Source organism: Clostridium sp. BNL1100 (assembly GCF_000244875.1).
Classification (GTDB): Bacteria; Bacillota; Clostridia; order Acetivibrionales; family DSM-1351; genus Ruminiclostridium.
In genome coordinates, this window is the sequence record NC_016791.1 from 3938368 (window position 1) to 3951236 (window position 12869).

General features: G+C 48.4%; 13 protein-coding genes. 1 reads left to right on the plus strand and 12 read right to left on the minus strand.

Annotated elements, in window-relative coordinates; genetic code table 11:
* Window positions 1-6: 6 nt before the first annotated feature.
* The 12 genes from CLO1100_RS16650 to CLO1100_RS16710 all read right to left on the minus strand — a co-directional run bounded on the left by CLO1100_RS16650 (window position 7) and on the right by CLO1100_RS16710 (window position 11392).
* Window positions 7-819 carry an AAA family ATPase gene (locus CLO1100_RS16650; protein ID WP_014314939.1) on the minus strand — a complete coding sequence of 271 codons (813 nt, stop codon included), beginning with the start codon at window positions 817-819 and terminating at the stop codon, window positions 7-9.
* Complete coding sequence (gene cpaB / locus CLO1100_RS16655; protein ID WP_014314940.1) at window positions 820-1692, minus strand: Flp pilus assembly protein CpaB; 873 nt, start codon at window positions 1690-1692, stop codon at window positions 820-822. It abuts the gene before it with no gap.
* Between the two features lie 13 nt (window positions 1693-1705).
* Window positions 1706-2131: an A24 family peptidase gene (locus CLO1100_RS16660; RefSeq protein ID WP_014314941.1), complete on the minus strand. Its 426-nt coding sequence runs from the start codon at window positions 2129-2131 to the stop codon at window positions 1706-1708.
* Complete coding sequence (locus tag CLO1100_RS16665) at window positions 2121-2351, minus strand: DUF6133 family protein (RefSeq protein ID WP_014314942.1); 231 nt, start codon at window positions 2349-2351, stop codon at window positions 2121-2123. Before CLO1100_RS16665 ends, CLO1100_RS16660 begins: the two co-directional genes overlap by 11 nt.
* Before the next feature lie 55 nt (window positions 2352-2406).
* Window positions 2407-2820 (minus strand): SpoVG family protein, encoded by a 414-nt coding sequence (locus CLO1100_RS16670; protein WP_014314943.1) that lies wholly within the window; start codon window positions 2818-2820, stop codon window positions 2407-2409.
* 60 nt (window positions 2821-2880) lie between these two features.
* Entirely contained in the window at window positions 2881-3441 is a 561-nt protein-coding gene (locus CLO1100_RS16675) for a YodL domain-containing protein (RefSeq protein WP_014314944.1), read from the minus strand.
* Window positions 3442-3474: 33 nt separating this feature from the next.
* Entirely contained in the window at window positions 3475-7530 is a 4056-nt protein-coding gene (locus tag CLO1100_RS16680) for an S-layer homology domain-containing protein (RefSeq protein WP_014314945.1), read from the minus strand.
* Between the two features lie 89 nt (window positions 7531-7619).
* Window positions 7620-8204 (minus strand): hypothetical protein, encoded by a 585-nt coding sequence (locus CLO1100_RS16685; RefSeq protein WP_014314946.1) that lies wholly within the window; start codon window positions 8202-8204, stop codon window positions 7620-7622.
* Window positions 8197-8490, minus strand: coding sequence for an AbrB family transcriptional regulator (locus CLO1100_RS16690; protein WP_014314947.1), 294 nt, complete (start codon window positions 8488-8490; stop codon window positions 8197-8199). Before CLO1100_RS16690 ends, CLO1100_RS16685 begins: the two co-directional genes overlap by 8 nt.
* A complete protein-coding gene (locus CLO1100_RS16695) occupies window positions 8487-8846 on the minus strand; it encodes a hypothetical protein (RefSeq protein WP_242836606.1) in 360 nt (119 codons plus the stop codon). Before CLO1100_RS16695 ends, CLO1100_RS16690 begins: the two co-directional genes overlap by 4 nt.
* 107 nt (window positions 8847-8953) lie before the next feature.
* Window positions 8954-9886: a DNA adenine methylase gene (locus CLO1100_RS16700; RefSeq protein WP_014314949.1), complete on the minus strand. Its 933-nt coding sequence runs from the start codon at window positions 9884-9886 to the stop codon at window positions 8954-8956.
* Between the two features lie 303 nt (window positions 9887-10189).
* The gene (locus CLO1100_RS16710) at window positions 10190-11392 is read right to left on the minus strand and encodes an antirestriction protein ArdA (RefSeq protein WP_014314951.1); all 1203 of its coding nucleotides are present in this window, start codon (window positions 11390-11392) and stop codon (window positions 10190-10192) included.
* Between the two features lie 294 nt (window positions 11393-11686).
* On the opposite strand from CLO1100_RS16710, the gene CLO1100_RS16715 reads away from it, so the two are divergent.
* Complete coding sequence (locus tag CLO1100_RS16715; RefSeq protein WP_014314952.1) at window positions 11687-12799, plus strand: topoisomerase DNA-binding C4 zinc finger domain-containing protein; 1113 nt, start codon at window positions 11687-11689, stop codon at window positions 12797-12799.
* Window positions 12800-12869 lie beyond the last annotated feature (70 nt).

Sequence of the window (12869 nt, forward strand, 5' to 3'; positions counted from 1 at the left end):
CATTTCTCATACGCCGAACACCTCCTTGGATATTTTCTCAATCTCTTTCCGGAAGCCGCGGCTGTCTTTTAGGGCCAGCTCACCAAGCAGATTTCCCGCAAGGGCCAAATTCTCCAGCTCATAGGAATGGGAGATTTTAAAGGCAACACTGCCCAATACCTGCTCGATGTGTTCTCCGGCCTGATTGGATTTTACATTGGACACCGCCTTGTACTGCTTGTCTGCATCCCACTTCTTGTCCTTAAGAAGCGGCAATTGGGAGGATAGATAGCTGATGGATTTCAGATCGCAGTTTACCAGCCGGAGAACACAATCCGCTTCCAGCAAGGAAACCGCCGACAGGATATCATGGGCAATGGTGCTGCCACAGTCAATGATGATGTACGGGGCGATATCCCGCAGATGATCGATAAGCTCGACAGCCAGCTCCTGGTTATAGGGCGGGTAGGTAAACACATTCTCACCCTTGAGCATACCGATAATGGTCAAATGGCTCAGCTTTTTATGGGTGACACAATTTTGCTTGATCAGCATTTCCGTTACATGGGTGGCGGCAAGAATGCTTCCCAGGGAACGCTCGCATTCCAGCTCGGCAGGCGGGCAGATACAAGGCAGCATGGGAGCCGTCATATCACATAAAAGCAGCACGACATTTTTTTTACGGTCAGCCAGGTACTTGGCAAGGCGCACACTGACAGTGGTTTTCCCGCTGCCGGGGCTGCCCCATACCGCCAGCACCTGAGCATCCGGCTCCTGTTCCTCTGGAATAGCCTTTGATGGATTGCGGGAGAAGATGCTCCCTTTCATGAAGTTGAGCATTTATCTTCCCTCGCTTTCGGTTGTGGTGCTTTGCGGCTCCGCAGCAGGATCGGAAGCTCCGCCGTTGTCTGCAGTACCGCTGACAGGACCATTCATATTAAAGGTGCTTCCGCTTTGATCCTGTAATGACACCGGGTGCAGGGTTTCCAGTACCTTGTCCTGAATAGCGGTGAATTTAGCGGCGTTTTCCTTGCTGCCGCGATACACCAGGGACAGATGGAGCTTGCCCTCTGCCTCCAGCTCCGCCAGGATTTTTGACTGTTCAGGGGACACCAGCAGAGTCACAGTTGCTGGGAGCTGCTTTTCCCCTTCTTCCTGTACCTTTTCTCCGGAGTCTTGTTCCGAATCGGTGTCATAACCGCTGCTGGCTGTCACACCGATGACTTCCACATAGGTCAGCTCTGGCGGGATAACGGTGGAGCCCTGCTTTTTATAGTCGGGAGCGATGACACTGACAATGTCGCCGGAGATCAGCTTACCTGACAAACCTCCTGCAAAATTTTTGATACTGACAGATATGGCCTGCTTTTCTCCGTCCAGGCTGTAAAGATAGGCGTTCTCAGAAGCTGGGATATCCGACAGCTTGGCAGGAAGAATATAGTCGCCGGAAGCGAAATCCGCTTTTGCATATTTACCCACGACATTTTCACTCTGCCGTATTACGTTCTCCGGCAGGTTGTAGCCGCCTACCTCTGCGGTCTGTACCATATTTCCGGTGATCTGCTCTCCGCTTTTTATATCCCTGACCACCCGGACGATGGAGGCTTTCTGCGATACGCTCTGATTAAACAGCGGCGTCAGGACAAAGCAGATTAACAAAGAAAGCACGATGCACAGGATACCCAGCACCGTGCGGTTTTTTATAAAGTTCATCAAATGTTCCTCCTTATAAAATGAAATAGGCTGCCAGGCAGCCGAAAGAAAGAAAAGGCGCAAGAGGATAGGCTTTAATGACCTCTTTCTTGCGCACCCTTTGTATCAAAATATGAATTGCGTGAAATGCCAGCAGGACCGACAAACCTATGATGATGGCAGCTGTGCTTTTATGAATACCCAGCACCAGCCCTGCCGTAGCCATGAGCTTGATGTCCCCTCCCCCCATTCCGCCCCAGGCAAGAGCCGCCATCAAAAAGGGGAGTGCTGCAAGAATGCCCCACAGCTTTACTGGCTCAAAAGCCAGAAGCCCTGTCAGGGCAATGCACAGGCAAAGGCTGTCCGGAATGATTCGCTTCCGTATATCCCAAAAGCAGGCTGCCGCCAGCAGGGCAGCAAAAAAGCCGCCCTGCATGATGAGCGGCCAATTAATGCCCATAGTTAAACATATCCGTAATACGCTGCTTCAGGATCGGCAGGACAGTTTCACCAAACAAGGCATATAATCCGGCGAGGACAAGAGCACCGATCACGACAGCAATTAAAATCTTGATGGCGGTATCCACAAAGCCCTCTCCCTGCTGGGAACGGAGTACGGCCTGTGCCTTCAGGAGCTTCAAGGTCAGCTGGTTTTTCACTTTGCTTACGAGTTTTTTCATGGTTTTTTACCTCCAAATATAATTTTTTTTGCGATTGAATTTAAAAAAGGCGGGCTTAAAGTCCCGCCATCTGCATGCCGGAGCGCTGTTCCGGCGTTTGTTCAAAAGGGGAGGCATCCGCCGCCTTTTGCTGGTTCTGACTCTGAGTAAGGGCTTGCTGGTAGGCATCAATGACTGCCTGATTGAGCTGCTCCCGGAATTCCTTTGTAACCGGAAAGCAGATGTCCTTGTATTCGCCGTTACCCGCTTTGTAGCTTGGCATTGCAATAAACAGCCCTTTGGTGCTGTCCATTACCTTCACATTGCGGATAGCAAAGCAGTCATTGAGGTTGACGGATGCGTAGGCCCGGATACTGCCCTCCGGACGGATAGAGCTGATCTTCACATCCACCTTCATGGGCATAGGTTGTTCCGCTGCAGTCTGCAAAGCTTCCTTCGGGGCCTTGGTTGTGGCTTGAGCTTTACTCATGGGTTCTTTCCTCCTTCATATGTTTTGGATTAAAAAACAGCCTTTCGGCTGCTGGCAGAGTTACATATTCATTGCCGGTCCCTGGTGCAGCTCCTGCTCCGGAGGCTGAAAGGAAATCTCCTTAAAGCCTCGGTGGTCCACATAGTGGAAGGTGCTGCCGCCTTCATCGTACAGCTCCACTATATCCGACATGGAAAGGCTGTGCCCTTCATATCCGGGCGGGTCGTCCAGGTTGAATTTTGCAAAGAGCTCCTCCAGGTCATTGGTTTCCACCTCGCCATCGTACACAATCCGGTAGTTAGCAGGGTCAGGCTCACCGAACTGCTCTGTCAGCTCATCGTATCCGATAAACCTCATCATGATGTCCGTATTGGGCTTGAGCTGATGGATTCGACACCGTTTCAGCACCTGCAGGTTGCCTTCCGTATCCAGCTTGCCCTCCGCCAAACACGAGAAGGTTCCGTTCCGCCACTCCAGCTCCAGTCCTTTGTTCTCTGTAAGATAGGCCGATAACTCCTTATTCTGAAACATGGGGTCCACGATGGCTCTGCCTTTATCAATGTATCCTGCGGTATTGCCATAATACAGAATGAGGTTGTTCTTGATCTGAATACCATTCATGAGGCATCCTCCTTTCCCGGCAAGGTTGCCGTACTACTGAAAATAGAAAGTTACGGAATAGGTAATGTTGCTCTTGTTATACATGCAGTCGTGGTTTGTGTAATAGTACATTTCCAACTTGCTGTAGAGCCCTGGTGAAAGGGAACGGCTGAAGGTAATGCCGTTGGTGGTGGTGCCGTAGTCCAGCTGATCCCACTGTCCGGTCAGTATGTTGTAGCCTCGGACACGACCATAGTCATTTCCGGAATGGCCTGAAACAGGAGGCACCGTAAAGGTATAATTGGTGATGGTCGCTCCTTCAATACCCTGCTCCAGAATCACCGATTCCGGTCCGGTCAGCGTCATGCCGCCTCCCTTGTTTGGATCGGCAACAAAGAATACAATAGCTGCCCAAGGCGATTCTGCTCCTGTTGAGTCCACCGCTTTCACACGAACCACGTTTTTACCTAATGGGTAGGCGGTGCTGGTCTGTGCCGGTCTGCCCTCCCATACATAGGTGATTGCATCACCGTCCAGATCGCTGCTGGAGGCAGTGATGGTGATTGCTACACCCGGCGCTATGCTGTTGCCGTCCGGTGTTCGGGTAATGACGGGAGTGGTTGGCACTGAGTTTGCCACCGTAAAGGTAATGTCCGTCCAGTCGGAATACAGCCCCCAGGCATCCTTTGCCCTGACCTTCACCGTATGTGTGCCCACAGCGTAGTAACTGTCAGGGGTGCTGCCGGAGTATTCCAAGGTCACACTATCGCCGTCCGGATCGGTGGCATAGGCTGAAAGGTTGACCAGCAGCTTGCCATCCTTTGCGGTACGGGTTACCGATACACTTCCGACAGGCTTGTTCGCTGCGTTGTTGGTAACGGTAATGCCTTGAGCATAGCTGAAGGTTCTTCCTGCACTATCGGTGGTGCTGGCAGTCAGGACATAGCTGCCAGTGCTTTGAATGGATATGGTTCCTCCGCTGTTGCTTAGACTTCCAGTGTAGCTGGCAGCATTGCCGTTTTGCGTGAGCTTCCAGATGAGGGTTCTGCCTTCCAATCCGGACACAGTGGGCATGGATACGTTAAAGCCGGAGCCGATATGAATGGTAGACGGGATGCTAAAGGGAAAGACTGCGACGGGCTTAACGGTTCCTGTATTGGAGGTAAAGGTGAAGCTTCTGCCCTTTGTATCCGTTGCCACGGCCAACAGTTTCACTGAGATGGTTTTGTCCGTGTTAATCTTCAGGCTGCCTCCGCTGGTTCCGACAGTGCCTGTGGCATATTGTCCATAGGGCTTCGCTTCTCCGCCATCCACTGAAAGGAGCCAATTGATAGACACTCCGTCCAGTTCGGTACCGGATGCAGTGAGCGCAATTGGTTCATTGCTGTAGCTGAGCGCCTGCATGCCGAGGGTCAGCTGAGGAATAGGAAAAACACTGAGGCTTTTGCTTCGGGTAAAGGTACGGCCTGTAGAGTCTGTCATGGTTAGGTTCAGCTCATATTGTCCCTTTGCTACAAAGGTCAGACTTCCGCCTACCTTGGTGAGGGTGCCGGAGGTATAAGCCGAGTAATGCTCTGCACCTCCACCATCCTTGACAACAGTCCACTCCGCAGTGAGGTTTTCCAAATCTGTGCCGCTGACACTGACAGCTCCAGCTTCGCCGGTATACCATACCTGCGGTCCACTAAGAGTTATCATTGGAACCGGACAGACGGTAGTGGATGCCGAATAAGAGAATATTCTCCCCAGGGCATCGGTCATGGAGGCCGTAAGGATGTATGTTCCTGAATCCTTAAATCGGATATCTCCGCCGAAGGCGTTGAGAGTCCCATCGATGGCAGACGCAAGCTCAACAGGCTCTCCATCCTTGGTGAGATTCCATTTCACCGGCAGCACATTGTTGTTGCCGCGGGTTCGGAGCTCAATGGTGCGGTCTGTGTGGGTAGCTTCCGGAAGCTCAAAGGAAATGCTCAGGACCGGGAGGACCTCAATTTTACCGCCGTTCTCATAAAGAAATACACGCCCGGTTTCATCGGTGATTCTGGCAATCAGCTCATAGGTCCCGGCATGTTTGAAGCGGATGGTACCTCCGCTGTTATCCAGGGTTCCGTCGATATATGTCTTAAAATCTTGGAATCCAAAGCCGTTCTCACACAGCCATTCCACCTTTAAGCTGCCTAATTCCAAGATTTCTGGAATCACCTCCACTAAGGTGTCGGTATATGCGGTTTCCGGCAGCCTATAAGAGATGCCGGGAATAGGATAAACCTTGACGGGTGAGGTGTAGCTGTAGCTTCTGCCGGCGGGGTCACTGAAGGCTGCCTTCAGGACATACTCGCCTTTTTCCTTGAAGCGAATAGTGCCGCCGGAGTTGTTGAGCTGGCCTTCCACCACACTATATAAGTCAACAGCCTCGCCGTTTTTCGTCAGCAACCACTGGATTGTAGCATCTCCAAGGTTTTCAAATCGGCTCTCCACGCGAACTGCAGTATCCGTATGGGTGATTTCAGGCACATAAAAGCCGATAGAGCCTACTGGGTATATGGTGATACTTTTAGATGCGGAAAAGCTTTTTCCGGTTTCATCGGTAAGCGATCCGGTAAGCATATATACACCTTTATCCTTGAACCGTATTTTTCCGCCTTCACTACTCAGAGTGCCTTCAACTGCATCTGTAAGAGCAACAGACTCGCTATTTTGGGTGAGGCTCCAGCTTACATCCAGGCTATCCGCCTCTATTAGAGTTGTGGAGACCTCCAGCACAGTGTCGGTATGTGAGGCGGCAGGCAGCTCAAAGGCTATGTCGGCCACCGGATAGACGACAGTACTTTCGCTATGAGTGAATATTCGACCAGTTTCATCGGTTATGGATGCTGACAGTGTACATTTACCCTTGTTCCTGAACACAAAGGTGCCGCCTTCATTGGACAGCTGGCCCTCCAGCAGATCGGAAAGCTGTGCAGCTTCTTCGTCTTTCACTGCCGACCACACAATATCATGGCCATAGAGCTGCTCCAAAGGGAAGGTAAGAGTCACCGATTTATCCGTGTGGATCGTTTCCGGCAGGTCAAAGCCCAACTCAATAACCGGATAGACCGTTACCGTTCTGGACAGTGCCGTTTCTTTATCTCTGGAGTTCTTAGCTGTAGCTGTCAGAGTATACTGCCCTTTCTCCTTAAATTGAATGGTGCCGCCCTCCAACCCCAAGCTGCCGGTAAGGGCATCCTCCAGCTCTACCGCCTGCTGTGAACCGTCTACTGCGGTTTTGGTCAGCGACCAGGTGAAGCTTTTCATGTATTTCCACACAGGCATTACCTGAATTTCGGTGTCTGTGTGGACTGCTTCAGGAAGCTCAAACCGTATTTGTGCATCCGGCACACTGTGGGAGCCTCCACTCGAACCACTGCCAGTGTACGGTGTTGAGGATGGCGTTGGCTGACTCTGTTGCGGTGGAGCAGGTGTCGGTATAGCTTCTTCATCCTCCGGATTCGTTGGGATCGGTGTCGGCATATCCGGATTCTGTGAAGGAGGGATCGGCGCTGGTACTGCCGGCTCCGGTTTGCTCCTGTCGATCAAATCATCAGCTTCCCCCTTGGTTACAGGATCATTGGGATGGATTTTATTATCCTTGGTATCTCCTATGATGCCAGTTTCCTTACCAACGATGACATGTCCCTTGTCCTCATCCTTAATATCTGTCTGATCCTCATAGCCGCTGTGTCCCTGGGTATTTTTTGCTTCCTCATCCTGTCCCTTTATCCGCACCATCATTTTGATGATCTCTGCACGGGTGATGGGATCGTCGGGATGGAAGCCATCCGGATAATCGGCAGTGTCAAGGATGCCTGCGTCAATCAATGCCTCAATGTACTTCTCCGACCAGTGTCCGTCGATGTCGGAAAAGCTTGGTGAGCTTTTCTCCATATCAGCAGCTTCCAGCTTCAGTTCTTTTGCCAGCATGGCAGCAAATTCTCCACGGGTGATGATGTCATTCTTCCCTATGAAATTTTCCGGATGCAGATGGTATACGGTATAGATACCTCCGCATACCAGAAGCACCAAGAGAAAAGCAAGAAATAGGACACCTTTCTTTTTAGTTTTTAAGTTCATAAATGCTTCATTCCTCTCTTTCCTTTTATATTTGACTATGATAAAGCCGGAATCATATCTCTGACTCCGGCTTCAAGTCCCGATTGGTTTCATAGCTTCAGCTCCATGCCTTCCGGCGTTTGTCCGCCGCCATGTGCCTCCAGCATTTCCTGTGTGGGATAGATGAGCTTTCCGTCCACCATTTCAAATACGCAGAGGTCATCCCTGTCACAGATCATAATTTTATGCTGGTACTCCTTCTGCATTTCAATATAGTCCTGCATCTCCTTATCACTGCAAAGCCACACGTCGGAGGCATAGCGTCCGTCTGGCAGAAAGCAATATCCACTGTACTTCGGCTCATGGCTTTTCAAATCCAGCGCACCGCTTGGACGGATTTGCGACAGCTGCAGCCTTGCCTGCTCGGAAAGAAGCTCAGGCTTTGCAATGCCAAGGACATCTCTTCGGTTCCATCGGACCTGTTCACCGTCTGCCAGGGAAACTGTGAAAATGGAACGGCCTATAGGATTGGGACGGCTGCCGTTGCCTCCTGTGCAAAAATACAACTGCTGCTTTGCAGAGCGGCAATCCTCCGGCAATGCAGAAGACCGGAGGACGATAACCTTGCCTTCAATAGATATGTCATATCCGGTCTGCAGGCAATCCTGCTGTTCAAACAATGCCTTTTCAGTCATGACGCTGCCCCTTTCTCTGCTCAATGAGTTCCAGCAGCTTGGCGGCGATAGAAATCTGTTTTTCCTCCGGCATCTCCCGGATGGCGGCATGGACAAAGGCTTCCACTGCTCCAGGTGATTGATCACCTACCTCAATAAGATCGACCTTCTTCACACTGACAGTTCCCTGGTTGATATTCAGCCTTACAATATCTCCGTAATCCATTCCCGATGCAGTACGAAGCTCTTTTGGGATCAAGACACGGCCTTTGCCGTCCACTATTTTGTAAATGGGCTTTGCTTTCATAGATAATATCCTTCCTTTCTCATAACCTCCCGGACAGTACCGGGGTCAATGCCAAGCTCATCAAACAGTCCTCTGAGCTCATGGGGCAGGTTGTTCAGAATATCTGAGACTGTGATAATGATAGCTCCCGTTGTGCACAGCACCTCCAGATCACTGCCCACAGGAATTTCTGCTGCTTCCAGCAATTCATTGGACAATGTCAGGTCGGCTTCGTCCTCGTCATCCGGCATGCCGGGCAGCTGTAACGCAATGCCGACACCATGAGGGGTAATAATAAGCTGCGGACACAGGCTTTCCATTCCTTCCTGCTCCACAGCTAGGTTGACGCTTACCCCATCACCGGGCTTTAAACCCACAGCAGCCAGCGGCTCCCTGGGCAGGACGAGGCACCCCTGCTCGTCAACGGATATACACATTCCAATAAGTTTCATAAAAATAAATCCTCCTTCACTTTTTTTATTTTTTATTCCATGCCGTCAAAATCGGCTAGGTCAAAAATCCCCAGCTGAGTCGGCATATCTCTCAGTCGCTCACCGGTATCGTAATTGGAGATCAGGACTTCTGCATATTCACAGCCGTTGTCATAGCGCTGAGCCAGATTGTTCAAGCGGCTGACCGCTTCTATCTGATAGCCCGCATAAAGCTCACGGATAAAGGCACAGTCGTTGTAGCTGACCAGCCATTTTCCCTGACAGGCCGCCAGGGTATCCCGCAGCCTTGTATGATCCTCCTTTTTAAATTCCACCGCGTAATGCCCTTCTGTTTGATAATATGGAGGGTCACAGTAGATGAACGCATTCTCCCTGTCGTATTGCTTGATGAGTTCTTCAAAGTCCTTGTTCTCTATAACGGTGTTCTTGAGCCTCTGGCTGCCTTTCCAGAGCAGATGAAAGGTTTTTCTGATATCGAAGGGCTGGCAGCCATAGCTGGTGCAGCCGCTTCCGTAGCTTAAACGAATGAGCCGATAAAAGGCAGCAGCTCGTTTCACATCATTCATCTGCGCATTTTCCGTAAGGATGGACCTGATTTCTTCAAGCTGAGGTTCTGTGAGATACCTCTCTGCGATCTCCAGTTCTTCATACAGGTATGCGCTTGTGAATTCTTCCTTCTCCAGATATCTTTTCAGTACGTTAAATTCGTCCCGCCCATTCAGCGGGAGGAATTTCAGCTCATTTAAAAGAGCAAGGGGCCTGTCACGGACACAACGGAACAAATTGGCAAGGTCGGAATTAAAATCATTGTAGACCTCCATCGCGGTGTCGGGAGTACGCCCGAACAGCACCCAGCCTCCGCCGCCGAATACTTCAATGTATCGTCCGAATTCTTTTGGCATCCTTTTATATATCAGCTCCCGCAACGCTTTTTTGCCGCCCACCCAGCTGATGATGCTGTTCATACCATCACCCGCCTTTCTTTTGGCGGTGGATTCTATTTATGTCGGTTTTCATGCAGGAGCCGTCAGTGCTCCAACAGATGAAGCCGGCACCCGGATAGGGGCAGCCCACACAGCGGGTGAGGTGATCCTCCGGTAGTGGCACTGCAAACTTTTTTGGGGGGCCGGTGACTCCCATATGTGTTTTTTCTTTCGTTATTTCATCACGATTCATAGCTTAAGCTCCTTTCAGGCAACAAAAAAAGGCGCTGCCTTTTTGTTGCCTGGCAGCGCCTTCATGTTACTTCACTTTATTTTATTATTCTGCTACAGCATCTGCTGTCCGAGCTGAGGCTCGGAGTATTCCAGAGTCATCTCCCGATCGTTGCGCCGGATGATACCATAGGGTGTAGTGCAGGCACTTGCTGTCTGCATCAGTTCTGAGTCACAGCGAGAGAAGTGAATATACTTCAGGATAGGTTCATCCTTCGGAATGTTATAGCGTTTCAAGAATTCCTGCCTTGCATATTCCTCTGGAGTAGATAGTTCCGGATAAAAGTCAAAGCAGTCAAGGTTTTGCGTCAAGTCCAATGTCTGTTCGATATCGGTGTAATCCATCAGCTCAATCGCAGCTTTGAGCTTCGCTTCCTGACCTTGGCATCGGAGTTCATTAATTTTTTTAGCCAGCAGCTTTATCATTTTGATATCTTCATAAGTTGAAAACACACCACTTAATTTAGGGATAGAGCTTTTGTTGGTATATACAACGCAGCCATCAAAGCTTTTTATGTTCTGTTCCTCTAGCACCTCTGCCAGTTCCTTCTGTGTAGCTGGCAGTTTAAGCATAGTACACTCGTCAATATCTGATGGATAGAATGTACCGTCACATACCATGAGTTCAAAAACATAGTCCTCTGAAAAATATTGTTCCGGCAGATGAACGCCGTCATAGACTTGCTCCCATCTCCCTGAGCCATTCACCACATAAAAACCGTTGCAATAGATTCCTCCTTCAGTTTCCCGCTGCTCACATCCAATCTTTTCGTAGTCCAGCAGCTCCAGCAGTTCTTTTTGATATTCTTGCGGTACATGATTGACTGCGTCGATGAAGTCATTCTCTACATAAAATTTCCCTAGCTCCCTATCATTCTTTGTGGGAACCACATGGACGTTGGCTAAGTTGTAGGTCTGGTTGATGAGGTCCCGCATTCCCAGGCTTCCTTCGCCCATTGCAGCACATCCAGTGAAGGCCATACGCTCTTGTTCGGTTAATTCACTGATACGGTATGCCAAAAAATTCAGTTCGTCAAGAGCAGGTTCTTCGGGTATGTAGTCAAGCTCCACGCCCTCCATGTTCATGCACTCAACAATTTTGTAAGGCTGGCCCTCCGTAATCCTGGCGCGGTGCAGTGCATCCTGTATCTCTCCCTTGTTTGCCGGAAGAGTTAGGTATGCACCAGTATACCCCGGCGCATCGTATAGGTCTGTCCGCATCAGCGTTACGGTCATCACTTTTTCTTTTTCTGACATTTGATCATCTCCTTTTCTGAAATAAAAAAGCGCCTTTTCAGTTTGAATTAAAACGAAAAGGCGCTGGTTGGTATAATTTAGTTTACTGAGACTGGTTCGTTTCAAAACCAGATTGAATAAAGATCGGAAAGAAGTATGAAACCATAACTTAATATTGATTTATGGTCAGAGTTTCACACACTCAACGGTTTTGATGTTGGCAAATTTTAAGTTTTCATTGCTTGTACCCCCTTTCATTTATTATAATTACAATCAAGAACTGGTAAATTTTATCTTGTCGTAAAGGAGAATAAAATGTGGTCAGAACAAAAAATTCAAAGTAAAAAAGATTATTTTGCAAAACAAAGAAAAGAACCTACGGGTTATTTTACAGAGTATGTCGTGCGAACCTATTATTCCATTTACGAAGGCTGTTCTCTACATAAAAGCCATTCTTGTCCTGCAAGAGAAGTGAGTAATTATAAAATAAAGGATACTGTTTACGCAGGCTTCTATAATAATCAGCCGGATCATGATTATAATAGTGTCATCAATGATTGTAAAAACCATTTAATAAATATGGGATACATACATTTAGAGCAAAAAGATGGGAACGAATTTGTTTTTATAGATAAGCCTTTGGATTTTCTTGTCCCCGGTGAACATGAGTCCTATTTAAGGAGATATGGTATTCTGGACCGGGAATTTTCAGAATTTAAAAGTCGTTCAGATATACAAATCAATCCTATACAAAATCAAAACGAGCTGACGGCATTGCTTAATCATATGATAGATCCAGAGCATCATCTTGATCCTTTCGATGGAATGCATATATCTGACACTGATTCCTCTAAGGGTTTTTCCTGTGAATTATGTGACGGGCATTATGTAATACGAAGTGGCATACACGGTACTTTCTTTGGCTGCAGCAATTATCCCAAATGCAAAAGTACCAAAACCATCGAAGACAAAACATATTCCTGGTTAGAGACTCACGGAATTCATATTTATGAGGTTGAACAGCCATGTTGGAAATGCGGAAAATCTATAAAACTCAGGAGCTACTTCACCCACATTGATCTTATTTCAGATCAGCCTGAACTGGCTAAAAAATTAGACTTGGCCATCATAAGACTTGGCATGATTGAGACATTGGATAAATATCTTTCTTCTAAATACGAAGAAATTTATATGAGATTCAGTAAACAGTTTAATGGTGAGTATATGGCAAATAATTGCCCTCATTGCCGTAGCTTGCAGGGAAGCACAATGTCCCTTGAATCTATGTATCATTTTTTGGCAGATGCCGTTAGAAAACAGCAAGCACTTACAAGCCACATTTCAGAAACCATTGCAGTAAATGAGACTTTTTTATCCAAGAAAGAATGGAAGGATATTGTTACCGAAGTTTTAAAATTTCAAAAATAAAGAACTAAGCTGCAAAAGAACCACACTCTTTTGTATAATAAGTCTTTTGCAGCTTCTTCATTCTGTTTTA